This is a genomic window from Pseudoalteromonas sp. Z9A6 (assembly GCF_011378805.1).
GTDB classification, from domain to species: Bacteria; Pseudomonadota; Gammaproteobacteria; order Enterobacterales; family Alteromonadaceae; genus Pseudoalteromonas; species Pseudoalteromonas distincta.
In genome coordinates, this window is record NZ_WTKZ01000030.1 from 19,832 (window position 1) to 44,283 (window position 24,452).

Below are 24,452 nucleotides of genomic sequence, written 5' to 3' on the forward strand. Positions count from 1 at the left end.
GTCGGATAAGCGAAGCGCCATCCGACACAGTAAATTTTATCCCAAAGTAATAACCTTTAGCCCAATTATTTTATTAATAACTTCTTCTATCTATTGTGGTTGAGATTTACTTGAGCGAATATCTAGAGACTCAACTAAATTGAGTAGTGAGATCTTTTAAAGTGAATACCAGTATAAAATTACAAAATATTGATATATTTATTAGAAAATGATTATTTATTGTATTTAAGGCTAAGGAAAGCAAATGAAAACCCTATCTATAAATCTCGAAAATTGTTACGGAATAGAGCAACTAAACGAAACACTTAGCTTTGAAGGTGTAAATGCGAATCTGATATATGCACCAAATGGAGTGATGAAAACCTCATTAGCAAAAACTTTTTTAAAAATATCGGAAGGAAAAGTACCAGAAGAATTAGTTTATGAAAAAACTCCTTTCTTCGAGATAAAATCAGATGGTACGAATATTAATGCTGCAAATATATTGGTAGTTGAGCCATTTAGCCCTAGTTTTGATTCGAAAAATTTATCAACCTTATTAGTGAACCAAGAAATGAAAACGGTTTATGATAAAGTCTATAAAGATATATTAGATGCGAAAAAAAGGTTAATTACTGAATTAAATAAAGTATCAAAAGTAAAAAAAGAAGAATTAGAAAGTACAATAAAAAGCGACCTAGGTCTCCCCGACCTATTTGAATCTATAAGGTTTCTCCAATTAGCTAATATAGGAAATGACTCGTACTCGAAACTGCCATATACAAAGATATTTGACCCAAAAGTTACAGAATTATTGTCAGATGAGACTATTAAATCAGGTATTGCTGATTATACAGACAGATATAACGACTTGATCGAAAGATCACCTATATTTAAGAAAAATGGTTTTAATCCAGTTAAAGCTAGCACCATAATTAGTTCATTGAAAAAAGAAAAATTCTTTGAAGCTGAACACAAAGTGTTGCTTAATGGAAATGGGGAGCCTCTAAATTCTCTTGCAGAATTAGAGGTAGCAATCGAACATGAAAAAGAAACTATTTTAGGTGATGGTAATTTAAAAGTTATATCACAAAAAATTATTCAAGGTGTTGCTCCTGTAAAGGCATTTCAAGAATTACTAGAAGATTGCCCTGAGATTTCAACTGAATTAAATGATATTCAAAATTTCAAAAAAATAATTTGGTGTTCATACTATATTGAAAAAAAAGTACTTTTCGATAATTTATTAGCCTTATTTGATGCAGGTAAATCAGAGTTGGCGGCAATAGAGGCTGAAGCTGAAATTGAGAAAACTCTTTGGCACGAGGCTACAGAGGTATTTAAAGAAAGGTTTCATGTTAACTTTTCAATAAGTATTGAAAACCAATCTAATGCCATACTTGGAACTATTGCACCAAATATAGTATTCACTTTTCAAAAAGGTAGTGATCAGCAAGTTAAATTTGATCGAGGGCAGCTCAATTCACTAAATTTTTTATCTGTAGGTGAGCGACGAGCAATGTATTTGCTTTACGTTATATTTGAATTCAAAGCTAGGGAAGCTAAAGAGCAAAATACTTTAATTATAATAGATGATATTGCAGATTCCTTTGATTATAAAAATAAATACGCAATCATCGAATATCTAAAAGAACTATCTGAAAATAGCCTTTTTAATCTATTAGTATTAACACATAATTTTGATTTTTATAGAACATTCCAAAGTAGAGTCTTAGGTAATGGGAGTAAAAGAAAGCATTCTTTTATAGCTCAAAAAAATGATAATACAGTCAATTTAATAGGTGGTGGTGATAATTTTATTACCGAACCATTTGATTACTGGAAAAAGCATTTTGGCGAAATACCTCAAATTATTATTGCAATGATTCCTTTTGTTCGTAATTTGGTCGAATATAGAAGCGGAAATAAATGCAACGATTATTTAGATTTGACGTCTTTACTTCATATAAAATCTAATACAAAAGAATTTAAGCTTGGCGACCTAGAAGTCATGATATCCAATACAATGAATGAGCTACAGCTTTCAGAGAATATAGATAAAGCGATGCCTGTTATTGACTTTATTTATACAACTGCTGATAGAGTTATTCAAACTCTAATCGATAGTGTGGATGAAATTCGATTAGAAAACAAAGTTGCCTTATCAATAGCTATAAGATTAAAAGCTGAAGAATTTATGTTAGATCACATTATTGATACTACGCCAATTAACGGTATGCAAACAGCTAAACTATATGATCGTTTATCGAAAGAAAATATTGATAAAGGTGAGACTTTTAAAAATATTAGAAAAACGCTTAGCCAAGTTGTACTAATGACTCCAGAAAATATACATATGAATTCTTTTATGTATGAGCCACTAATGGATATGTCCAATCATCACTTGATCTCATTGTATCAAACAATTAAAGAACTTACGTGGGACGGTCTTTAGTTTTAAATTTTAGTCGTTTCAAGCAGCAAGTTAATTTACTGCCTTTATACACTAAAGGTTTAGGCGGTAAATTATTATTTTATATAACCCTGAATACCAGACTCTCCAGTAATAACTCCGTCTATTTAATGACTCTTCTCATCAATCTCTTTCCCGCAATTATAACAATTGTTAGTTGGGAGCTTATAACTAGAAATAGAGTGCATTACTTGGTTTTTCTTACAGGCAGGGCAGGCGTAATTAATTGCAGAGATTATAAGCGCAATGGCAAAAACGAAACTACCGATATAAAACGGGTTTGAGTAAAATTGCATACTTGGCTCTGAAAAATTAAAACCTATAATACAGATGATTAAGGCAGTTAAATAAAGTTTAAATTTTAGGCTTTTATTCAAGGTTTAAATATCCAATTGGCAAGGTGCTAATAATAAGTGCTTTGGCAGTTTTAACAAATTATTTACTCAATTACTATTTAAGTTTTTATATAGGCAAATGTGTAGGCATAAAAAAAGCGTTGCCCTTGAGCAACGCTTTTCTGTATTTTTCTAGCAGCGAGTAACTTACTCTGCCGCTAGCTTATTCTGCTGCAAGATAATCCAAAACCACTTGATGGTGATCTTTAGTTTTAAACTTATCAAATAGGTGTTTTATTTTACCGTCTTGGCCTACTAAAAATGTCAGGCGGTGAATACCATCGTACTCTTTACCCATAAACTTTTTGTAGCCCCATACACCAAATGCTTCTGCAATGGCGTGGTCTTCATCGGCTAATAAATCAAAGTTAAGCTCTTTTTTAGTTTCAAAGTTTTTAAGGCGCTTAATTGGATCTGGGCTAATACCTACAACGCGGGTGTTAAATTTAGCAAGCTGTGCTTGCTCATCGCGTAGGTTTTCGGCTTGTACAGTACAACCCGGCGTTGACGCTTTAGGGTAAAAGTACACAAGCACTTGTTGCTCTTTTAACAGCTCGCTTAATGTTACTGTTTCGTCGTTTTGGTTTTGTAGGCTAAAAGCGGGTGCAGTATCGCCAGCTTGTAATGGACTAATTGTGTTCATGTTTAGCATCCTTAACGAATTCGTTTAAAAATATAATCTACGTTTAGTGTGTGAGAAAGGCTCTCAAAACTAATTTTAAATTGATCTATATCTACATCAACAGGTATGTTGAATTCAAGTTCACAACGCATCTTTATGTTGTCTTCTTGGGAATAAGTGTCTGACTTAAGTGAGCAAATACTAATATTATTGTCGGCAAAAAAGCGCGTTACTTTGCTCAATGTACCAGGGGTGTCTATGCCTGTGTATTCTAGTGTGTAACCTGCACAAAACTCGCTAGGAGTATGACTTGCTGTGCGCTTCATCATGGTTAGCAGGCCAAGTTCCATGGCTTTAGTGGGCAGTACGTGCTCTATGCGGCTTATTGCCGACATGTCGCCGCTAAGTAGCATTATGAAGGTAAATTCGCAGCCTAAAATAGCAATACGGCTGTCAATAATGTTGCAGTGGCAATCGCTAACCAGTTGGGTTAGTTCACTTACTATACCGGGTCTGTCTTCGCCAATCGCTGTTAAAACAATTTGATGATTTGAAAATGCAGTCATGAGTTCAAATACCTTGTTACTTGGATTATATCAACCGAGTTGGCAACACCAAAAATACACACGAGAAGTTGCACGGCGGCGAAGTTTAACACAAAAAGGGCTCTAAACTACAGCACACGCTAATTAAGCGCTTTTAAAGTGCGGTGTTTCTTGTTTTTACTGGCACGGGAAAGTACCATAGCTAAAATTTGCTTATTTGCGCTTAGTTGCTTACTAAGTTGAAGTGCTGAACTTTATTGCATTTAGGCAGCCAAATAATAAATGTAAAGTTAATATTGATTTTACACTGAACCAAATCGGTATTACCCACTCATATATTTGTTAAAACAATTAAAGGGTATGCTAAGGAGAAATATCTGTGCAGTATTGGATCCCAAAAGCACTTGCAGTAAGTGTATTGGTAAGTTTATCAGGGTGTAGTGTATTTATTAATAAGGCACATGACGAGCGTAATTATCGTACGCATGAGCCTGTAAAAGCACCAGCGTCGTTATCTCAACCAGCTCAAGACCCAGTTTATAAAATGGATGTAGGTCAATACGACAATAATCCTGAAGCTACAAATTACCGCCCACCGGCACAAGTATTAACAATTGCTAAAGGCAGTTGGGTAGAAGAGACAGATAAACAAGCGCGTATTTATTTTGATAAAAACGATGGCATTGCTGATTTAGATGAGTTTCTTTGGGATACGATTAAATCTGTCCTAGCTGATAATAATGCAGGAACTACTAAAGAAGATAAGCTACTTGGTATTATTGAAACTGATTGGTATTCAATCATTAAAACCGAAGAAAGTTTTTGGTGGTGGGGCGATGAAGTTAACGATGATTTAGAAAAGTTTAGGTTCACTATTGAAGAAAAATCACATCAACGCACTGCGTCTTTACGTGTAGAGCTGATTGATTTTAAAGGTGATAAAACGCTAACAGACTTACTCAAGCAGCAGCTAGAAGTACGTGCGCTTAACCAAGTAGTGAGCGAGTTTGATTACCGTTACCGTCAACTTGAAGTTGATATGCGTAAACGCCAAGGTATTATTTCTCTTGAAATGGGCTTTGATAATAAAGGTAATGCAGCACTTGTAACTGAGCAATCTTACGACGCTGTGTTTGACCGTTTCTCTGGATTCTTAGAGCGCTTGTCGTTCTCTATTGTTGAAATTAACCCAGATACGGGCTTAATTACTGCAGATTATACTAAACCAGAAACAAGCGTTTGGGATTCAATTTGGGGTGATGACGTAGCTCAACTACCTATTGATGAAGGCCAATACCAAATTTTAGTAAGCAAAACTAAAGAAGGCGGTACTAGCTTAACGTGGATGGATGATAAAGGCGAAACGCTTGAGCCAGGTACTATGAATGGTTTACAACAAGCATTAGAAGCAGCACTCATTCAGCGCGGCATTAAAATTTAAATAATAATAAGTTTTACCACAAAAAGAGCGCTATGCTCTTTTTGTGGTTTTTATAGGTTAAACAATATGTCTCAGCTACCTGAACGTTCACACTATACGTGGCGCACTTGGTTTACTTTTTTGGTTCCTTCGTTAATTGGTGTGTTTTTATTTATGACACCCATTAGTACTTCGCAAGGGATGACCATTCCTATTGCCGTTATGGCAAAAGCGGTTCAAGCAATGATGCTTGGCTCTGCTCAAGCAATTATTACCCTTATTATTTGTATTACAGGGGTTATTTCTGTAATTACTAAAGTGTTTAAACCCGCCGCTATATGTAACTCACCTTTGTTAAAGCATTTATTTGATGTGAGCTGGACATGGCTGGTGGTGCGCTTATTTGGTATGGCGTTTGGTTTAATGACGTACTTAAGCCTAGGCAGCGAGATGATTACCTCGGCCAATACTGGCGCGCTGGTATTAAATGACTTATTGCCTGTGTTGTTTTCGGTATTTATTTTAGCGGGCTTATTACTGCCGCTATTAATTAACTTTGGTCTATTAGAGCTTGCTGGTACGTTAATGACCAAAGTAATGCGCCCTGTATTTGGTGTACCAGGTAGAAGCGCGGTTGACTGTACTGCGTCGTGGTTAGGTGATGGCAGTGTGGGTATTTTGATGACTGCAAGGCAGTACGATCAAAAGCATTATACACAACGTGAAGCGGCTATTATTGGTACTACGTTTTCAGCGGTTTCAATTACATTTAGTTTAGTGGTGCTTGGGCAAGTTAAACTTGAATACCTATTTGCTCCGTTTTACGCAACGGTATGTTTAGCCGGTATTGTTGCCGCTATTATTGTGCCGCGATTACCGCCACTGCGCTTTAAAAAAGATTTACTCATTGATGGCACTGAGCCAGATAGAGACGCAGAAACAATTCCGGGTCATAAAACTTTATTTGGCCATTCGTTAGATGTTGCACTAGCTAAAGCAGATAACTCAACGGGTGTTAAAGGCACTATAAAAGAGGGCGTACATAACGCGCTTGATATGGTGTTTGGTGTGTTACCTGTAGTTATGGCGGTAGGCACATTTGCACTGATCATTGCTGAGCATACGCCTATATTTCAGTATTTAGGTATGCCGTTTGTGCCATTTTTAGAGCTATTGCAAGTACCCGAAGCAGCCGCAGCGTCGCAAACTATTATGGTAGGCTTTGCTGATATGTTTATTCCGTCAATATTAGCTGCAGGGACTATTGAAAGTGATGTAACGCGCTTTATTATTGCCGCAATGAGTGTAACTCAGCTTATTTATATGTCTGAGGTAGGTGCACTTTTACTTGGCAGTAAAATACCGGTAAATATTTTAGAGCTATTTATTATATTTATTTTGCGAACGCTAATTACTTTACCTGTTATTGCGCTAATGGCGCATTGGCTAGTAGGCTAAATTAGCAAAAATATGATTTAGCGAATTGGTATTATTGAAAAAGCCCTGATTGATCAGGGCTTTTTTGTGTCTGTTGTATTTTTTATATTGGCGTTGGGCTTTATAAACTCCTGTTTTGCAGAGAGTCTAATCAGCGCAATATTACCAATGATAATAGCAAAAACAACAGCGACAATAATTACAATATGCCAAGTTTGCATCGCAGTATCACTTAATATTTAGTACGTTTAAGTGTGACCGCTTTGCGCTATAACAGCAATTAATTTACTCAAAAATACAACCAATAACCTTAAAAACGTCTCGCTACCGAAAGCGTTAAAAAGTTAAGCCCAGGGTTTGGCTCTTTAAAGCCTGCGTTTGAATAGTGAATAACGCGAAGGGCAACATTGGTGTGGCCAAAATCGGCTACAAGGCCTATGCGGTCTTCAAACTGGTAGTGAGTACTTATGTTTTTACCGGCAAACTGCGTTTCATCAATCAGTGATACACCAATGCCTGCTTCTACATAAAATGGGGTGTTGTTAAAACTAAAAGCAGGAAATTGCAGTACAGGTGACATAGCAAGTACTAGGTTTGATTGTGTTTCATCGCCGTGGCGGTATTCCCACATGTTTACGCTGGTTTCAAAGTAAAAGCGTGCATCACCAATAATGTTTTGCATACTAGGTGCATGGTACTGATACGCAAGCTTAACGCCGTTTACGTTACCTTCGCCTTTGAGAAAGTCAACGGCATAACCGTGGTCCGATTGAGCAAAAGCAAGCTTGCCAAAAAGTGAAACTACTAATACAAATGAGATAATAAGTGTTTTAAGTGACGTTTTCATAGGTGCCAAATGTTTGTTTGATTTAAGTTGATAACTAAATGATAAGGGCGGCCTGTTAACAATTACAATGAGGACAAAATGCCGGTTGTATATGAGCTGTTAATGGAGTTTTCTAACTGCTTGAATTTATTTTATTTATTTGATTGGTGCTAATTGGGCATTAATAAGTTGCTTATTTGTGCCTTTTTTATTGCGTATAGTTCGCGTAAATTACAGCCATCTTAATCACACAGACATATACAATTATGAAACTCTTTAAACTATTCGTTTTAGCCACTGCTTTTTTTAGCAGTTCGTTATTTGCACAAGCTCAGCAATCACCAGATCAGTTACTTGAATCGGTAGCCGACAAGCTTTTTGCAGATATTGGCCAAGTAAACTCAAAAGGTACAGCCAGCAAAGACGCGATGGCTGCCATTGTTGAAAAACGTTTAATGCCACATATTGACGTTAAGTTTGTGTCGTTTAAGTTATTAGGTAAACACATTAAAGGTATTGAGCGCGAGCAAGCTGTTCAATTTATAGATGCAGTAGAGCATTACTTAACAGGCACATACGCCGGTGCACTAATGAAGTACACGGGTCAAAAAGTAGTATTTGAGCGTAATAACGCAAAAAGTGACTCTGAGTACGCAACAGTTAATACGCAAATTATTGAGCCAAATGCGCCTACTATCGACTTAAGCTTTAAGCTTCGTTTAGGTAAAAACAATGAGTGGAAAGTATACGATATTGTTGCTGAAGGCATTTCACTATTAAGTGCTAAACAAAAAGAGATTATTCAACGCATTTCTGATGTGGGTTTAGAGCAAGTTATTAGCGAGTTAAAAAGTAAATAGACTATTTGTCTGGCTCTGATTAAGCCCAACTCCAACCTCAAAAACGGCCAATTACTTATGTACTTGGCCGTTTTTATATTTTTGCTAAGGACAATACCAATCCACAGTAATACTTAATCATTTAGAACAACTAAATAACGAAATTTTTGCCTTGCTATCACACGGTTTTCTACCTCAAAATAAATCACTTAATTAAGCGAATTGTTATAATCCTAAAGGATTGTTGTTATTGCGTAATTTTGCGCTAGCAGCAAAACAAAGGTGTGCTAGAATATCGGCACTTTGATTAAGCGTGGTGTCAGCTTAAAACTGATATAACTTACCACCCCCAAGCCACACTGGAGTTGTGTTGTTTTAATGGAAAATGTACTGATTTGGCCAAAGGAATACCCATTACTTATTAAAGGACTGGTAGAACAAAACGGTGCCTTTATTTTAGATGCTTTGGAAGCTTGGCCTGCTTGTCGTTCTACAAATGAAGACGATGGTGTATGCACCACCGTGCTGCCACCTATTTATTATTTGGCATGGCTAACCCCGCTGGAGCCATTTGAAGAATGTTACTTTCAACATATCTCTGAATATGACGAAGACGCACAAGCGTATATTAGTGCGGTTAAAAGCCATTACTACGATAATGAATACACCCCTGAAAGCTTAGTGCTTATGCTGTGCCAGCGCCTTGAAAAATACGCAAGCGTGGCTGCACAAAATACCATAGATACGCCACTGTCTTTAGTCGATTTATTTTTTAGTAAACGCTACTTCACCTTAATTGAGCATGCGTTAAATAATAAAAGTAAACTCTCGGCAAAGGACACATTAGCGCTTTGGAAAGAAGTTGATTTTAGAGAGCGCCTAAGTGCGTTTATACCAGAGTCTATTGCTGATTTAGATACTCTCTCTGAACTTGCCAGCGAAAAAGTGGCAGCGGGTAAAGACTATTTTACGCTGCTGACGCAGGTTTCTCCTGATGTTGACTCTGTTGTTCTCTTAGAAAAAGCTTTGCTTACTCATTTACGTAAAAAAACAGCTAAGCAAACAATGGCTATGCGTTTTATTGAACAAGGCGCTACTGGTGTACTTGCTGATGAAAACAATAAAACAGCCTTTATGTGGGCCGCCGAAAAAGGCTTTGTAAATGTGGTTGAAACGCTACTTGCAAAGCAAGACAAAAAAGCGACAGATAACTTAGGTAATACTGCGCTTCATTATGCTGTGTTTGCTAAAAATGAGTCGTTAATGGTGCTGCTTATTAAAGCCGGATACGATTTTAGAGCACGTAATAAAGAAGGTTTAAGCTGTTACCGTTTAGCGGTGAGTATTAAAGCTAATAACTTAGTTAAATGTTTAGAGCGTGATTTTGGTATTAAAGAACTTTCGCCAGAAGGGCAGTTCGATCGCATTAAAAAAGTGCATGTGCTACATGCTATTGTGACTATATTGCTGCCTTTACAGTTGTTTTTCTTTTTTGATGAAACCCTCTCAATTAAAAGTGAGCTGACGCTGGGTTTAACTATGACTGCGGTGATTTGTTTTTTCTTTGCGACCACATTAAAGCGCTGTGCGCTATATCCACATATTAAACACCCTTGGGGTTTATTTGTGCTTAGAGGCTTTTCGTTTATTAGCTTAATTGCTCAAATAGGGTTGGCGAGTATTGTGGTGCTAGCTGCCTTGAGCGATTTAGTTTAGCTAGTTTTAAACAATTAATAAAAAACGCGCTTAAAGTAATTTAAGCGCGTTTTTTTGTATATAGCGTTTATGGTTAAGCCTTATTTACCGTGCTCATTTGCTGCTTTTTCTTCAGCTAATTCTTCTTTAAGCTTACGGATTTTTAAACCTTGTTCTTGTCCGCGGTGTCTTGCGTAGTAAGTACAGCCAATAAACATTGAAGAGGCAAACACAAGCTCTAACAACACCCAAATTAATTCATCAGGAGCGGCCCACAGCATAGTAAGCCCGTGGATAAAATAAAGCATTACAATAAAGTTAGCCCACGCATAGGTGTATGTGTTGTCTTTAATTATGCCTCTTAGCGGCAGCAGTAAAGGAATGATAGGAAAAAACAATGACACCCAACTAGTATTACCGTCTAGAGGGGGTACAAAATACATCCACAGTGGAATAAGAACAAGTAAACCTACATAGCCAAATAGTGCGGCACGCTGAAACTTTACTGTAATCGGCTTTTTAGCTGGACTGTCAGCTGTATTCATTTAAGTTTTCTCGCAATGTGAGTAAGGCGTTTACCAACGCTTTGGCATATTTTAATTTCGTCTTTGCTTAGCTGTGCACTGTTAGCGCTGCCAGCGACGTGTGTTGCACCGTATGGTGTTCCACCGGTTTGTGTTGCAAATAGTTCGGGTACATCGTACGGCACGCCCATAAGCACCATGCCGTGGTGTAATAGTGGCAAAGATAAGTTAAGTAAGGTTGCTTCATTTCCACCATGCATACTACTTGATGACGAAAATACACACGCTGGCTTATCGATTAATTGGCCTTTTAGCCACAAGTCGCTGGTGGTTTCCCAAAAGCTTTTTGCTTGAGAGGCCATCATGCCAAATCGGGTTGGTGTACCAAATGCTAAACCATCGCAATTTATTAAATCATCTTTGGTGATCACAATATCGTGCGCATTTTTAGCCACAAAAGTACGCAGCAGGGCGGTTGCACCTTGTTGCTCTATCGACTCTGCTATCTCATGAGCCATTGCTTCAACTGAGCCGTGGCTTGAGTGATAAAGCACCACTATGGTTGCACTCATTATAAAACGCTTAGTACGTTTTCTGGTGGACGACCAATCGCTGCTTTATTGTTATTAACTACGATAGGGCGTTCAATCAATTTTGGGTATTTAACCATAGCGTTAATAAGTGCGTCCTCATTTGTTTCATCTTTCAAATTAAGCGCTTTGTAGTCATCTTCTTTGGTGCGCATCATTTCACGTACGGATGAAAAACCAAGTTGGATTACAAGCGTTGAAATTTGCTCGTGAGTAAGAGGGGTTTTTAAATACTCTACAACACTTGGCTCTATCGCTTTACTTTGCAGTAGCGCTAGCGTTTCGCGTGATTTAGAACAACGTGGGTTGTGGTAAATAGTAACAGACATAAAATGATTCCAAAGTGTGAATTGCGTCTATTTTAGGGTAAGCGCTTGCAGACTTAAAGTCTTGCAAGCTCTTTTTGTAAAAGTCGATACTGGGTAAGTAGTGCTTTTAAACGTTGTTGCTTTACAAGTTCGGTTGGCTCTACGAAGTTAAGTGCTTTTTGTACTTCGTCTGCGGCTTTTAAATAAGCACCGTATTGAGCCAATACATCGGCGTTCGCTTCGTGATATGAGGCTAATTTATCTTGTTTTTTATACGCATCAGCAAGAAGTTGCTTGCCTAGGTTATGATCTGGCTTTTCGAGTAAAAAACTCTTCAAAATATTTTCGGCTAGTTCATATTGCTCAGCTTCAAGTGCTGCGTTGGCATAGTTAAGCGTAATTACCTGATTATTAGGGCGATACTGATTTAAATCGGCTAAAAATTTTACGGCTTCATGTGCCTTTTTTTGCGCGATGAGTAAATCGGTATGGGTATCTATATAAAATAGGTTTTTAGGATCGTTTTTTAAAAGCTCATCTAGTATTGGGGCTGCTTCATCAAGCTTTTTTTGATCAAGTAAGCTAATAGCTAAACCGTACTTTAAAGCGGTGTTATCGTAGCTATTTTCGCGAAGTCGTTTTCTAAATAGGTCTTCGGCGTTTTCTGGTTTGTTGTCGTAGCGCGCAAGCACGCGGCTTTTAGCTAAATTAAACTCAAGACTGGCACTCATATGACGCACAGGAAATTGCTCTGCACGCAAACGTACATCAGATACTCGGCTCTCTGGTAATGGGTGAGTAAGTAAAAACGCAGGTGGTTTATATTTATAACGAATTTGCGCGGCAAGTTTAGTTAAAAATTCGCTCGATGCACGTGCATCAAAGCCTGCATTGTTAAGCGTTTGCATGCCTATGCGGTCAGCTTCTTGCTCGGCTGAGCGACTATGCGTTAACTGACTAAAAGCAGATTGTGTTTGGCTGGCAGATATAATGGCAATACCCGCATCTGGTGCAACAACGGTTGCTAATATTCCGGCTATCATACCGGCAATAGTCAGCGCGCTGTTATCTTGTTGTTGCTGTATTCTTCGGGCTAAGTGGCGCTGTGTTACGTGAGCAATTTCGTGACCAAGCACTGAGGCAAACTGACTCTCGTTATCGGCTTGAGCTATTAACCCTGTGTGCACACCAACGTGTCCGCCATAAAAGGCGAAGGCATTTATTTCTGAGTTGTTTATCCAAAAAAACGAAAACGGAAAGCGTACATCGTTAGCATTAGCAACAAGTTTACGGCCAATAGTCGTGAGGTATTCATCTAGCACTGGGTCATTTATTACTGGTGATGAGCCTCGTATTTGCATCATCATTACTTCGCCAATGGCTTGTTCTTTTTCGAGTGGCAGTGCTTGTAATGCAGAAGTTCCTAAATCAGGAAGCGTAAAGTTGGTTTGCGCTTTTAAAGGTTCGCTTATTAATAAGCTAAACGTAAGCGCAGCACTGCATAAAGTGATAAATGCTGATTTTAGCTGCATTTTATTCCTTGTTAATTTGTTCGCCAATTGCAATTTTGGCTATGTCTATTTCGTCACTGCTTGCACGGCTGTCTTTTTCGCACAATTGGTATAGTTCTTTTATTGTGACTCCATCAAGCTTTACAACGTTCAATTCTCGCTGCAAGAAAGTAATAATTTTATGTACTACCTTGTGAGCATGTAAAATAATGGCTTTATCTGCTTTGTCGCCTCGTTCGAAATAAAAGCCAATAAACTTATGTAACTGACTTATTCTGATCAAGTTTTTCATTGAATGTGGGTCCCACACTCTAAATTCCATAAAGCGATTGTTTTTTATGTATTGATCAACAATAACATCTTTAGCATAAGGCTGTGCCCATAGTTCAAAGCCTCTGTCTGTAAATACTTGGTGCAGCGCAATACGTGGCTTATGTTTGGTATGTATTTCACCTAGGTTATCTTCATAGCCTTCTAGTAAATCTAAGTTCCAATTGCGTTTATCTAAAAGTTGTTTAACTGCATTGTCGAACCCATGATCTAAAATTCCTTCTGATTCGCTTATTGATGAGGCAACAAGGTGATAAAAAGGAGGTAGTTCGCCCCAATTAATCTGCTTTTTAAACCAATTAATCTCTTTGAGTGTTGGATTACTTGGTAGTTGCGCTTTATTATGCGTGCCAGGCATTAACTTATCCTTACTGCTAGTTATGTTATAAGGATAAACTATTGCAGGAATTGTTTTAACAAAAAGTTACAACGGTTTGAGTATATAAATACGTAGACCGTAAATATGCGACTTATTATTCATTTACTATACGGATAAAGTAGTTATGGTAGAGCGCGATTTAAAAGAGTTTAAGTGTCCTCAGCAATTTGTGCAGTTTAAGCTTGCGCTTCGAAGTGCACAGTCATCAAAACAACGCATCACTTTTAGTCTTAATAGAGGTGAAAGTGCGAACGACATTGAACGTTTTTTGCAAAAAAATGCTTATAGTTACAATTTTGATAAACAACGAGGGTTGTTATTAGTGGAGCCATTACATGTTTGAATACGTAAAAACATGGTACGAAAGGAAGTTCTCGGATCCTCATTCGTCTACCTTATTATTTTTATTATTGGTATCAGTTGCCTTACTTTACTTTTTTGGCGCGTTAATTGTTCCTGTGCTTGTTGCACTGGTTATCGCTTATTTACTAGATTGGCCGGTTGTTCATTTAGAGCGTGTTGGCTTAAAACGTTTTACAGCAACAATTATTGTAATGTTGATATTTATTAGCATTATGCTCACCCTTATTTTAGTTATTGGCCCAGTGCTTTGGAAGCAAACCAGTAACTTAGTGCAAGAAACACCGCATATGCTAGAGCAGGGGAAGTCTTATTTAATGGCTTTACCTGAACAATACCCAAGTTTAATTAATATAGAACAAGTACAAGCAATTGTTGCAACCGTAGAAGCTAAAATTATTGAGTTTGGTCAAGCGGTATTATCGTTTTCACTTACGTCTTTAAAAGATGTTGTTGCTTGGCTTATATATTTGGTACTTGTGCCGTTACTGGTGTTTTTTATGCTTAAAGATAAGCTGGAGCTGACAGGCAGTATAGCTAAACTGATCCCGCAGCAACGACGCTTGATTTTACAAGTGTGGAACGAAATGAACCAACAAATTATGAATTACATTCGCGGTAAAGTATTCGAAATTTTAATTGTTGGTGGTGTGTCTTTCATCGCATTTACTGTTTTAGATTTGCGCTATGCAGCTTTACTTGGTGTGCTTGTTGGCTTTTCGGTATTAATTCCATTTATTGGCGCGGCACTCGTCACTATTCCGGTAGCGGCAGTTGCACTGTTTCAGTTTGGATTAGAAACGCAGTTTTGGACCATTTTAATTATTTATGGAATTATTCAGGCGCTTGATGGCAATGTACTTGTACCGCTGTTGTTTTCTGAGGCAGTTGATTTAAATCCGGTATTTATAATTGTCGCGGTATTATTTTTTGGTGGCTTATGGGGGTTTTGGGGCGTATTTTTTGCCATCCCGTTGGCCTCATTAGTAAAAGCGCTAATAACAGCTTGGTCGTCAACGCACGAAGAGATCAGCAAAGAGCTCAGTGAATAGTTAAGCAAACAGACTTTTAGTTTAAAAAAGCATAGTAAACGCACCTCTAGTGCTAATTGATTATTACTCATTACCTGTAAATTTATGTACTATTGGTAATAAGATATATTTTTTAGTAATAAGGTGCGTTTTTTAATGTCTGAGTTTTTATTGCACGATGAGCCAGTAAAACAAGTTTACCTTGATGCAAATGCAACGACCCCTGTGTTGCCTTGTATTGCTGATGTTGTTTCTCATACCATGCAAATATGTTTTGGTAATCCTTCAAGCCCGCACATCACAGGTATTCAAGCCAAGCATTTATTAGAACAAACACGTCAAAAGGCACGCACGGTTATTGGCGCAACTAATGGCGATATCCTATTTACCTCTGGTGCAACGGAGGGTATTCAAACTGCGGTGGTTTCTACATTAATTAATGCTAAAAAGCAGTCTATTAAAAACCCTGTATTATTATATGGCGCTACTGAGCATAAAGCGGTGCCAAATACACTCAAGCACTGGAATAGCGTACTTGACGTTAATGCTGAGGTGCTTGCTATTCCGGTTGATAGCAACGGTATTTTAGATTTAGATTTTATCGCAGAGCATATTAATAACGCTTTGATGATTTGCACCATGGCCGTTAATAACGAAACCGGTGTATATCAAGATTTACCCGCTATAGAGCAGGTAATTCGTAGCCGTAACAAAAATGTATCGTGGATGGTGGATTGCGTACAAGCACTCGGTAAACAAGCGCTCGCACTGAGTAATACAACTATTGATTACGCTCCTTTTTCGGGGCATAAGCTTTACGCACCTAAAGGTATTGGCTTTTTATATATTCGTAGTGGCAGTGCGTATACACCTTTTATAGCGGGTGGCGGTCAAGAAAGTGGAATGCGTTCAGGCACCGAAAATCTACCCGGTATTGCAGGGTTAAATAAACTATTTAGTATGTTGCTTGATAAATCAGACGATACATTTAAACCAATTAGCATACTTAACTCTTATCGAAGCCAGTTACAAAGCGCGATAAAAGACACCTTTGGTGATATTACATTCAATCATGATTTTGCTTATAGCGTGCCTACCACACTTAACTTTGCGGTAAACGACTTAACGAGCAAAGAAGTGATTGATTTATTTGATGCTGCGGGCATTCGCGTAAGTGGTGGCTCGGCTTGTAGTACGGGCGCATCAACAAGTTTTGTTTTAGATGCAATGGGTGCAAGTAAGTGGCAAAGCGAAAACGCGATTAGGCTATCATTTGGACCTGCGGCAACACAACACGATATTGATGATGCTTGTGTGCGTATTCGAGCTCTTAAAGCAATACTACAGGCTAACTGTTTAATTGTATCTGATAGCACCACACCACAACAAGAAGTGTGCGCACTTGGCCTTACTCAGTTTAGGCACCAAGGAGCATGTAGTTGGCTTTATGTAAGCGATGATAAATACGCAGTTATAATAGACCCGATTATTGAGCTTATTCCGCGCTTTGAAAAAATAGCTAATACACAAAACTTAACTATATCAGCGGTGCTTAATACACATCTGCATCAAGAGCGAGAGTCAGCGACTAATTTATTAACCAGTGTTCTTGCATCAAGAGTTGTAAAAGGTGAGGTTGATGCTTTAGGTTGGCCACTAAATGCAGAAAGTATTAGCTTAGCAAATGACGTACTTGAAAAAGTAGCGACACCTGGGCACAGCAAAGATAGCGTAAGTTATTTATTAAAAAATAGTAATGGCGAAACGCGTTATTGTTTTTGTGGTGATTTAATTTTGCCTGCAGGGCTTGGCAATACATCGCTTATAGGTGGGGATGCAAAAGCAATGGCACGCTCTATTTTAGCAATAAGCGAGCAACTTAATGGCACCAGCATTATTTGCTCAGGGCACGACTACCAACAATGTTTTGCCATGAACTGGGCTGTACAACAAAACCAAACGCCATTACTCAATGCGTTAGTAAGCGGCAGTATTTCAGTTGATGAATTTACTATACAAAAGCAGCAGCACGACGCTTCAAAGCAAGTAAATAACACGCAATTGTGTGGTTATGTAAATGCATTGCCTGAGATTGATACACAGCAATTAAATTTTGATGACGCTAAAGCAATGTTAAACACCGGCGATGCATATTTAATAGATACTCGGGAGCCGTATGAACATGGAGCAAATAATGTTGCTCAGTTATTTAATACGCTAGATGAAAAAACATTAAATATACCGCTTAGCAGAATGGCAAATGCGGTATTTGAAGGGCAGTTAAGTAAAAATAACAAATATATTTTATTATGCCGCAGTGGTAACCGCTCAAAGATTGCTGCGAGCAATTTAATGCAGCTAGGATACAAAACGGTTTATAACCTAAGTGGTGGGCTAGCGCTTAGTAATTAAGCAAAGATTTTAATTTATACAAAATCGGCTTTAGAGCGGATTTTTTGTTTTTAAGGTTTAATTGTTTGCAAGGCAAACAATTACAGTAATTAGTGAATAACTATGAAAAGTAATTAGCAGCGCTTATAAAAATTCATTAATATTTCATTTTGATTGATTAAGCTATGCCGTTGCCTTTAAAATTACAGGTAAATTAATTTATAAAATTTTTATGATACCGGTGTCAAAAGCTAAAAATTGCGTTATCATCTGCACATAAAATTATAAAAACAGCACTTTTTTTGCATTTTTAGTTATACTATTTGCGCTTTAATTTAGTGTGAATAAGTAGTAATAAGAGTTTTTCTTTTATAAAAAACATTTTTAAATCAATTGATTGAAAAAAATAGAGGATATTTCCATGTCTAACCGAACGCAACTAGCAAGTTGGCAAGCACTAGAACAAAGTGCAGCTAAGATGAAACAAACACATCTAAAAACGTTATTTGCACAAGATGACACGCGCTTTTCTCAGTTTTCTACTCAAGTACCAGGCGTATTATTCGACTATTCTAAGCAACTTATTGATAATGATGTTTTTGCTAACTTAATGTCGCTTGCTAAAGAATGCGATATTGCATCGTGGCGCGATAAAATGTTTAGCGGTGAAAAAATAAATATCACTGAGGATCGCTCAGTTTTGCATACGGCACTTCGTAATCGTGCTCACACTCCATTAATTGTTGATGGCGAAAACGTGACACAAGCCGTAGACAACGAGTTAGCTAAAATTAAAGTGTTTGTAGAAAAAGTTCGTAGCGGTAAATGGTTAGGCTATACCGGCAAAGCGGTAAAAGATGTTGTAAGTATTGGTGTTGGTGGTTCTAACCTTGGTCCACAAATGGCAACTGAGGCATTAAAAGCACTCGCTGATGATACGTTAAATGTTCACTACGTATCTAATGCTGACGGTGTACAGATTTCGTCTATATTAAAAGCCATTGACCCTGAAACAACATTATTTGTTATTTCGTCAAAAACATTTACTACGTCAGAAACCATGACAAACGCAAAAACGGCGGTTGACTGGTTTTTACAAACAACAAAAGATGAAAGTACAATTGCAAAGCATTTTGTTGCAGTAAGTACAAATTTAGAAAAAACGGCAGCCTTTGGTATTAGCGACGAAAACGTATTCACTATGTGGGATTGGGTTGGCGGTCGCTTTTCACTTTGGAGTGCGATAGGCTTACCAATTGCTTTATATTTAGGCTACGACGCCTTTGAAGCAATTTTAGAAGGTGCGTTTGAAATAGACGAGCACTTTAAATCTACGCCGTTTGAGCAAAATATACCATTAATTATGGCATTGCTTAGTGTATGGAATACGAGCTTTTTAGGTTATACAGCGCAAGCTATATTACCGTACGATCAAGCACTGCATATGTTGCCTGCGTATTTACAGCAAGGCGAAATGGAAAGTAACGGTAAACACGTTAACTTTGCAGGCGAAACGGTACCTTATACTACAGTTCCAATTATTTGGGGCATGACGGGTATTAATGGTCAGCATGCCTTTTATCAGTGTTTACACCAAGGTAATGTAATTGTACCTGCAGATTTTATTGCATCAGTTAAGCCACAAGTGAATGTTGATAAGCATCACGATATTTTATTATCGAACTTCTTTGCACAAACAGAAGCGATGATGAGTGGTGTAGATGCAGCGCAAGTTACAGCTGATTTAACCGCTAAGGGTAAATCGCAAGCAGAGATTGATGAGTTATTAAATCATAAAATTCATCAAGGCAATCGTCCTACAACGTCTATGCTATTAGATACAGTAGATGCTAAAACAGTGGGCCGTTTAATTGCACTGTATGAGCATAAGATATTTTGCCAAGGCATTATTTTAGAAATATGTTCGTTTGACCAATGGGGTGTAGAGCTAGGTAAAGGTTTAGCATCTAAAATTGAGAGTGAACTCACTGATGATAGCGTGAAACACGCTCATGATAGTTCTACAAACGGCTTAATGGCGTACTATAAACAAAACCGTACGCAGTAAAAAATTCGCTTACGCAAGTAAGTAAACCGAGTACCTTTGAACGGGTAGCGCTGGAGTGCTTAGGGTCTGTATTTTTGTGAGAGGAGATACAGGGCCCCTAAGGCTCATTTAATAAGCGCAATGATAAACAATAATAATAAATCATCGATACAGAACAATTCAGCAGGCTTTTATTTAAATACAGCTATAAAAGCCATCTAATCTAGCAATAAATAGGCATACCCGCGCATTTATAAAGTGTACTGGGTATCACAACGTAGAGAGTAACTATGCTTAATCCTTTTGATATTATAATTTTTGGGGGCGGTGGTGATCTTGCGTTACGCAAATTGCTACCTGCAATGTACAGAGCATATCAAGAAGGTAACTTACCTGAAGGCTCACGTATCTTACCAACAGTGCGCGAAGAATCGAAACGTGCTGAATACATAGAAACAGCGCATAAAGCATTACAAGAATTTTTAAGCAAAGGTGAGTTTAACGCTAAAGATTGGAAAGCGTTTTCTACTTTTTTAGTGCCAGTGGTAAGTAATGTTACAGAAGCAGACGACAACTGGGATGTACTAAAAGGCATTTTAGATGAGCACGAAAGCACTAAGTCTCGCGTGTTTTACTTATCGCTTCCGCCTGCTGTTTACGGCACATGTTGTGAAATATTATCGACTAAAGGTTTAATTACCCCTACATCACGTGTTGTTGTTGAAAAGCCAATTGGTTATTGCGGTGATTCTGCTGAAGCAATTAATGGAAAAATTGCAGAGTTTTTTAATGAAGAACAAATTTTCCGTATTGACCATTACTTAGGTAAAGAAACAGTACAAAACTTAATGGCGCTGCGTTTTTCAAACTCATTGTTTGAAAATATGTGGGATGCTAAATCTATTGATAATATTCAAATTAGCTTATCAGAAACGGTTGGCCTTGAAAGCCGCGCTGGTTTTTATGATAAAGCCGGTGCACTTCGTGACATGGTTCAAAACCACTTATTACAACTGCTTTGCTTAGTTGCAATGGAGTCGCCTAATAAGCTTAACGCTAACAGCATTCGTAACGAAAAACTAAAAGTATTAGAAGCACTTCGCCCGCTTGTAGATGGTGATGTTGATGAAAATATTGTTCGTGGTCAATACGTACCAGGTGACTTAAACGGTAAAATTGTACCGGGTTACTTAGAAGAGCTAAATGAAGGTTCTAGTAAAACAGAAACGTTTGTAGCTATTCGCGCGCATATCGATAACTGGCGCTGGGCAGGTGTTCCATTTTACCTTCGTACGGGTAAACGTATGGCTAAGCGCTGTGCAGAAATTGTGGTTGAATACAAAAAAGTATCTCACAATATCTACGAAGATAACGTGGGTAATATCGAGCCAAATCGTCTTGTTATTCGTTTGCAGCCAGAGGAAACAATTCAACTAACGCTTATGTCTAAGCGCCTTGATAATCTTCAAATGCAACTTGAGCCAGTAACAATGAATATTGAGCTTTCACAAGCTTACAGCAATGGTTTCCACTCAGATGCGTACAAACGTTTAATGCTTGATGCCGCTGCTGATAACCCGTCGTTATTTATTCACCGTGATGAAGTTCGTCAAGCGTGGAAGTGGATTGATCCAATCATCGACCGTTGGCAAGACAAAGGTAAGCCTGCGCTTTACCGTGCTGGTAGCTGGGGACCTGATGATGCTGATGAATTATTGGCAGAAAGCAATCATGTATGGTTTAACACAGGCGATAAGGTATAAGCATGGCAACACTAGTTGAAAAGTTTTTTGATGATAAAGACGCGTTAACAGCTGAGCTTTCTGCAACGCTTGAGCAATCATTACGTGATGGCATTAAAAACGATGGCCGTGCTGTATTAATGGTGTCGGGCGGCTCGTCTCCTGCGCCCGCTTATAAGCATTTATCAACACTTGATTTAGATTGGCAACATGTTGATGTTGCTATGGTTGATGAGCGTTGGGTAGACCCAAGCCATGAAAAAAGTAATGAAGCATTTATTAAAAGTACTTTATTACAAAATCATGGTAGTGCTGCAAACTTTATTACTATGAAGAACGCTGCAGCAACGGCTCAACAGGGCGCACAAGAGTGTGAAGCGGCTTATAGCGAGTTAAAAAGCCCATATGATGTAACTATTTTAGGTATGGGCCCAGATGGCCATACAGCGTCGTTATTCCCAAATGCAGACGGTTTAGAGCATGGTTTAACAACTGAGCAAACAGTATGTGCAATTAATGCGATACAAAGTGATGTGACGGGTAGTATTACTGAGCGAATGACGCTTACGTTAAATGCCATTGCGCAATCTAAAGTGGTTAAGCTTTTAATTAGCGGTGAAGAAAAACTCGCTGTTTATAAGCAAGCAAAAGCGGGCGGCGATGTTAATGACATGCCACTTCGCGCTGTGCTTAATCACCCAAGTATAAATATTGAAGTATATTGGGCGCCTTAATTTAGATGCCAATTTAACTTTTAAAGGCCGCTTATATAAGCGGCCTTTTTTATTTGCTTAAATTTAAGCCCAAACACTGCAAAAAATAGCTTTGAACTGTTAACCAATGTTAATGAATAACTTTGATTTGTATTAAAATCAACCACGAAGTGTGTTGTTTTTGAACAAAATTTATGAGTTTGAGCTGTATGTTTTTTAGCAACGTTCAGATTTAGTTAAATTTTATTTTTTCATGGTTGTTGTCATAAAAGTTTCCCTTCCTTTTTTAGCTCAAAAGCATTAGCCTAAAGGCATTAACAATGAAACATATAAATTAAAATAAACGGAGCAGTAACATGGCGGAGCAACAAGTACAGCCTTTACACAACGAAAAACATGCCAACACTAAAATTCAAAACGGCATCAATGTAGAATTCATGAAAACTCAACACTTAGTGCCAGTAGTTGCACATGAGTTTGCACGTGTAGCAAACGAGTTTCCAATGTCATTCGTTAAAAATAACGAAACAGGCACTTTTCAAGCAGTTGCTATGTTTGGCTTAGAGCCAGGCGAAAACCTTTTTGTAGAAGATGGTAAATGGACTGCAGCATTTGCACCTATGGCATCTACTCGTTACCCACTGGGTTTAGTTAAACACCCAGATCAAGATCAATACGGTATCGTAATTGACGAAGCAAGTGCGCTTGTTGGTGAAGACGAAGGTAATGCATTATTTGAAAACGGCGAAGAAACAGATTACCTAAAACGTCGTAAAGAAGCGCTAGTATCATTTATTGAGTTTTCTCAAGTAACTGAAGCGTTCACTAAATTCCTTGCTGATAAAGAGCTACTAATTGCGCAAACGCTAACAGTAGACATTAAAGGCGAGAAAAAAGACATCAACGGTATTTACCTTATCGATGAGAAAAAACTAAATGAGTTAAGCGATGCTGATTTCTTAGAGCTTCGTAAACGTGGTTACTTAGCACCAATTTACTCGTTCTTAACGTCTACTCACCAAGTAGCACGTTTAGCGCGTTTAAAAGCTAAACAAGCTTAATTACAAACACGTAAAATTTTAAAAAGCGCCTTAAGGCGCTTTTTTTATGCCATTAAACTCACTTTAGTTGAAATTAAGTCCGTAACCATTCACATTAGTTTATAACTTCCCCATAAAAGAACTCATTATGAAAACACCATTATTAGCGATTTTTGCGAGCAGCTTTGTTGCTTTAAGTAATAGCGCAGTAGCTGCAGAGACTCCTTTTGCCATTGCGATTCATGGTGGGGCAGGGACAATTGAAAAAGCACGATTTACACCCGCTCAAGAAAAAGAGTATCGTGCAAAATTAACGCAAGCAGTAGAGACAGGTTATAAAGTATTACACCAAGGCGGCGAAAGCTTAGATGCGGTAATTGCAGCAATTGCAGTATTAGAGCAATCCCCTTATTTTAATGCAGGGCGTGGAGCGGTATACACCTACGATGGCGGGCATGAGCTTGATGCATCCATAATGGATGGTCGAAACCGTGAAGCAGGCGCAGTTGCGGGTGTAAAGCATATTGAGAGCCCAATTAACTTAGCACGTTTGGTAATGGATAACTCTGTACATGTAATGCTTAGTGGGCAAGGCGCTGAAGAGTTTGCTAAAGAGCAAGGTGTTGAGCTTGTCGAAAATAACTTATTTGATACCGAGCCTCGTTACAAAGCGCTTTTAAAAGCAAAACAAAAATTAGATAAAGCCAAAGCAACCAGTAAAGAGTACCAAGCCGCGCACAAAGCATTACCTAACTCTTACAAAATGGGCACGGTTGGCGCAGTGGCGCTTGATAAAAATGGTAATTTAGCGGCAGGTACATCAACAGGTGGTATGACCGCAAAACGTTATGGTCGTGTGGGGGATGCACCGGTAATTGGGGCCGGAACATTTGCTGAAAATGAATCGTGCGCGGTATCGGCAACAGGGCATGGTGAATACTTTATTCGCTATAACGTAGCAAGCGATATATGTGCGCGAGTTAAGTACCAAGGTAAAACCATTGCTGAGGCAGGGGATGAAGTTATAAACGGTGTGCTTAAGCCGATTGGTGGCACAGGCGGCGTAATTATTATTGATACAAAAGGTAATATTAGCTTACCGTTTAATACCTCTGGCATGTATCGGGCAAGTAAATCGAATACTCAAGCGACCTACGTAGGCATTTTTAGTGACGAATAAGCCAACGTCATTTAATTTATTCAATGTAGTTAGCCCTGAAAATAATTGTTTAAAATAAATTTATTATTTACAGTT

The 24,452-nt window shown here is 38.1% G+C and carries 22 protein-coding genes; 13 read left to right on the top strand and 9 right to left on the bottom strand.

The features are described 5' to 3' along the window. Positions 1–244 precede the first annotated feature (244 nt). Positions 245–2,434, top strand: a complete 2,190-nt coding sequence (locus GQR53_RS12235) for an AAA family ATPase (protein ID WP_165744051.1) — start codon at positions 245–247, stop codon at positions 2,432–2,434. A gap of 576 nt (positions 2,435–3,010) precedes the next feature. Here the strand turns inward: GQR53_RS12235 and bcp are convergent. Beyond that, positions 3,011–3,490 (bottom strand): thioredoxin-dependent thiol peroxidase, encoded by a 480-nt coding sequence (bcp, locus tag GQR53_RS12240; RefSeq protein WP_002963124.1) that lies wholly within the window; start codon positions 3,488–3,490, stop codon positions 3,011–3,013. An 11-nt stretch (positions 3,491–3,501) separates the two neighbouring features. Continuing rightward, positions 3,502–4,035, bottom strand: a complete 534-nt coding sequence (locus GQR53_RS12245) for an ACT domain-containing protein (protein WP_007583906.1) — start codon at positions 4,033–4,035, stop codon at positions 3,502–3,504. 358 nt (positions 4,036–4,393) lie between these two features. Here GQR53_RS12245 and bamC point away from each other — a divergent pair, with 358 nt between their 5' ends. Together bamC and GQR53_RS12255 are read left to right on the top strand one after the other, a co-directional pair. Further along, a complete protein-coding gene (gene bamC, locus GQR53_RS12250) occupies positions 4,394–5,455 on the top strand; it encodes an outer membrane protein assembly factor BamC (RefSeq protein ID WP_165744052.1) in 1,062 nt (353 codons plus the stop codon). Between the two features lie 66 nt (positions 5,456–5,521). Continuing rightward, positions 5,522–6,892 carry a YjiH family protein gene (locus GQR53_RS12255; protein ID WP_138489349.1) on the top strand — a complete coding sequence of 457 codons (1,371 nt, stop codon included), beginning with the start codon at positions 5,522–5,524 and terminating at the stop codon, positions 6,890–6,892. A gap of 53 nt (positions 6,893–6,945) precedes the next feature. On the opposite strand, the gene GQR53_RS12260 is transcribed toward GQR53_RS12255, so the two are convergent. Next, the gene (locus tag GQR53_RS12260) at positions 6,946–7,092 is read right to left on the bottom strand and encodes a DUF2897 family protein (protein WP_076914920.1); all 147 of its coding nucleotides are present in this window, start codon (positions 7,090–7,092) and stop codon (positions 6,946–6,948) included. 89 nt (positions 7,093–7,181) lie between these two features. Beyond that, the gene (locus GQR53_RS12265) at positions 7,182–7,718 is read right to left on the bottom strand and encodes an acyloxyacyl hydrolase (protein ID WP_039487317.1); all 537 of its coding nucleotides are present in this window, start codon (positions 7,716–7,718) and stop codon (positions 7,182–7,184) included. Between the two features lie 245 nt (positions 7,719–7,963). Here GQR53_RS12265 and GQR53_RS12270 point away from each other — a divergent pair, with 245 nt between their 5' ends. Continuing rightward, a complete protein-coding gene (locus tag GQR53_RS12270; RefSeq protein ID WP_024595677.1) occupies positions 7,964–8,557 on the top strand; it encodes an ABC transporter substrate-binding protein in 594 nt (197 codons plus the stop codon). A 357-nt stretch (positions 8,558–8,914) separates the two neighbouring features. Then, entirely contained in the window at positions 8,915–10,252 is a 1,338-nt protein-coding gene (locus GQR53_RS12275; protein ID WP_039487320.1) for an ankyrin repeat domain-containing protein, read from the top strand. 80 nt (positions 10,253–10,332) lie between these two features. Here GQR53_RS12275 and GQR53_RS12280 read toward each other — a convergent pair whose 3' ends face one another. Genes GQR53_RS12280 through GQR53_RS12300 form a run of 5 tightly spaced genes read right to left on the bottom strand, consistent with a single transcriptional unit; the run spans position 10,333 to position 13,852 of the window. After that, positions 10,333–10,776: a DUF2069 domain-containing protein gene (locus GQR53_RS12280; RefSeq protein ID WP_165744053.1), complete on the bottom strand. Its 444-nt coding sequence runs from the start codon at positions 10,774–10,776 to the stop codon at positions 10,333–10,335. Then, entirely contained in the window at positions 10,773–11,327 is a 555-nt protein-coding gene (gene wrbA, locus GQR53_RS12285; protein ID WP_165744054.1) for an NAD(P)H:quinone oxidoreductase, read from the bottom strand. The genes GQR53_RS12280 and wrbA overlap by 4 nt, the downstream gene beginning before the upstream one ends. Next, positions 11,327–11,674 (bottom strand): arsenate reductase (glutaredoxin), encoded by a 348-nt coding sequence (arsC, locus tag GQR53_RS12290; protein WP_024595681.1) that lies wholly within the window; start codon positions 11,672–11,674, stop codon positions 11,327–11,329. Before arsC ends, wrbA begins: the two co-directional genes overlap by 1 nt. Before the next feature lie 53 nt (positions 11,675–11,727). Continuing rightward, positions 11,728–13,185: a M48 family metalloprotease gene (locus GQR53_RS12295; RefSeq protein ID WP_165744055.1), complete on the bottom strand. Its 1,458-nt coding sequence runs from the start codon at positions 13,183–13,185 to the stop codon at positions 11,728–11,730. 1 nt (position 13,186) lies between these two features. Beyond that, positions 13,187–13,852 (bottom strand): hypothetical protein, encoded by a 666-nt coding sequence (locus tag GQR53_RS12300; RefSeq protein ID WP_024597628.1) that lies wholly within the window; start codon positions 13,850–13,852, stop codon positions 13,187–13,189. 145 nt (positions 13,853–13,997) lie between these two features. Between GQR53_RS12300 and GQR53_RS12305 the strand changes: the two genes are divergently transcribed. The 8 genes from GQR53_RS12305 (at position 13,998) to GQR53_RS12340 (ending at position 24,377) form a co-directional block, all read left to right on the top strand. Further along, positions 13,998–14,216: a hypothetical protein gene (locus GQR53_RS12305; RefSeq protein WP_149602402.1), complete on the top strand. Its 219-nt coding sequence runs from the start codon at positions 13,998–14,000 to the stop codon at positions 14,214–14,216. Beyond that, the gene (locus tag GQR53_RS12310) at positions 14,209–15,285 is read left to right on the top strand and encodes an AI-2E family transporter (protein ID WP_024606584.1); all 1,077 of its coding nucleotides are present in this window, start codon (positions 14,209–14,211) and stop codon (positions 15,283–15,285) included. The genes GQR53_RS12305 and GQR53_RS12310 overlap by 8 nt, the downstream gene beginning before the upstream one ends. 135 nt (positions 15,286–15,420) lie before the next feature. Next, the gene (locus tag GQR53_RS12315; RefSeq protein ID WP_165744056.1) at positions 15,421–17,676 is read left to right on the top strand and encodes an aminotransferase class V-fold PLP-dependent enzyme; all 2,256 of its coding nucleotides are present in this window, start codon (positions 15,421–15,423) and stop codon (positions 17,674–17,676) included. 400 nt (positions 17,677–18,076) lie between these two features. After that, complete coding sequence (gene pgi / locus GQR53_RS12320) at positions 18,077–19,723, top strand: glucose-6-phosphate isomerase (protein WP_165744057.1); 1,647 nt, start codon at positions 18,077–18,079, stop codon at positions 19,721–19,723. A 269-nt stretch (positions 19,724–19,992) separates the two neighbouring features. Continuing rightward, positions 19,993–21,465 (top strand): glucose-6-phosphate dehydrogenase, encoded by a 1,473-nt coding sequence (gene zwf / locus GQR53_RS12325; protein ID WP_154903432.1) that lies wholly within the window; start codon positions 19,993–19,995, stop codon positions 21,463–21,465. 2 nt (positions 21,466–21,467) lie between these two features. Continuing rightward, positions 21,468–22,178 carry a 6-phosphogluconolactonase gene (pgl, locus tag GQR53_RS12330; protein WP_024606581.1) on the top strand — a complete coding sequence of 237 codons (711 nt, stop codon included), beginning with the start codon at positions 21,468–21,470 and terminating at the stop codon, positions 22,176–22,178. A gap of 335 nt (positions 22,179–22,513) precedes the next feature. Beyond that, positions 22,514–23,218 carry a SapC family protein gene (locus GQR53_RS12335; RefSeq protein WP_024597622.1) on the top strand — a complete coding sequence of 235 codons (705 nt, stop codon included), beginning with the start codon at positions 22,514–22,516 and terminating at the stop codon, positions 23,216–23,218. A gap of 127 nt (positions 23,219–23,345) precedes the next feature. Next, on the top strand, positions 23,346–24,377 hold the full coding sequence (locus GQR53_RS12340; protein ID WP_029752414.1) for an isoaspartyl peptidase/L-asparaginase: 1,032 nt from the start codon (positions 23,346–23,348) through the stop codon (positions 24,375–24,377). The last annotated feature ends 75 nt before the right edge of the window (positions 24,378–24,452 follow it).

Excerpts from the sequence above, each read along its gene's own strand:
- GQR53_RS12235 (WP_165744051.1), top strand. The coding sequence starts at position 245 with ATGAAAACCCTATCTATAAATCTCGAAAATTGTTACGGAATAGAGCAA.
- bcp (WP_002963124.1), bottom strand. The coding sequence starts at position 3,490 with ATGAACACAATTAGTCCATTACAAGCTGGCGATACTGCACCCGCTTTT.
- GQR53_RS12245 (WP_007583906.1), bottom strand. The coding sequence starts at position 4,035 with ATGACTGCATTTTCAAATCATCAAATTGTTTTAACAGCGATTGGCGAA.
- GQR53_RS12255 (WP_138489349.1), top strand. The coding sequence starts at position 5,522 with ATGTCTCAGCTACCTGAACGTTCACACTATACGTGGCGCACTTGGTTT.
- GQR53_RS12260 (WP_076914920.1), bottom strand. The coding sequence starts at position 7,092 with ATGCAAACTTGGCATATTGTAATTATTGTCGCTGTTGTTTTTGCTATT.
- GQR53_RS12265 (WP_039487317.1), bottom strand. The coding sequence starts at position 7,718 with ATGAAAACGTCACTTAAAACACTTATTATCTCATTTGTATTAGTAGTT.
- GQR53_RS12270 (WP_024595677.1), top strand. The coding sequence starts at position 7,964 with ATGAAACTCTTTAAACTATTCGTTTTAGCCACTGCTTTTTTTAGCAGT.
- GQR53_RS12275 (WP_039487320.1), top strand. The coding sequence starts at position 8,915 with ATGGAAAATGTACTGATTTGGCCAAAGGAATACCCATTACTTATTAAA.
- GQR53_RS12280 (WP_165744053.1), bottom strand. The coding sequence starts at position 10,776 with ATGAATACAGCTGACAGTCCAGCTAAAAAGCCGATTACAGTAAAGTTT.
- wrbA (WP_165744054.1), bottom strand. The coding sequence starts at position 11,327 with ATGAGTGCAACCATAGTGGTGCTTTATCACTCAAGCCACGGCTCAGTT.
- arsC (WP_024595681.1), bottom strand. The coding sequence starts at position 11,674 with ATGTCTGTTACTATTTACCACAACCCACGTTGTTCTAAATCACGCGAA.
- GQR53_RS12295 (WP_165744055.1), bottom strand. The coding sequence starts at position 13,185 with ATGCAGCTAAAATCAGCATTTATCACTTTATGCAGTGCTGCGCTTACG.
- GQR53_RS12300 (WP_024597628.1), bottom strand. The coding sequence starts at position 13,852 with ATGCCTGGCACGCATAATAAAGCGCAACTACCAAGTAATCCAACACTC.
- GQR53_RS12305 (WP_149602402.1), top strand. The coding sequence starts at position 13,998 with ATGGTAGAGCGCGATTTAAAAGAGTTTAAGTGTCCTCAGCAATTTGTG.
- GQR53_RS12310 (WP_024606584.1), top strand. The coding sequence starts at position 14,209 with ATGTTTGAATACGTAAAAACATGGTACGAAAGGAAGTTCTCGGATCCT.
- GQR53_RS12315 (WP_165744056.1), top strand. The coding sequence starts at position 15,421 with ATGTCTGAGTTTTTATTGCACGATGAGCCAGTAAAACAAGTTTACCTT.
- pgi (WP_165744057.1), top strand. The coding sequence starts at position 18,077 with ATGTCTAACCGAACGCAACTAGCAAGTTGGCAAGCACTAGAACAAAGT.
- zwf (WP_154903432.1), top strand. The coding sequence starts at position 19,993 with ATGCTTAATCCTTTTGATATTATAATTTTTGGGGGCGGTGGTGATCTT.
- pgl (WP_024606581.1), top strand. The coding sequence starts at position 21,468 with ATGGCAACACTAGTTGAAAAGTTTTTTGATGATAAAGACGCGTTAACA.
- GQR53_RS12335 (WP_024597622.1), top strand. The coding sequence starts at position 22,514 with ATGGCGGAGCAACAAGTACAGCCTTTACACAACGAAAAACATGCCAAC.
- GQR53_RS12340 (WP_029752414.1), top strand. The coding sequence starts at position 23,346 with ATGAAAACACCATTATTAGCGATTTTTGCGAGCAGCTTTGTTGCTTTA.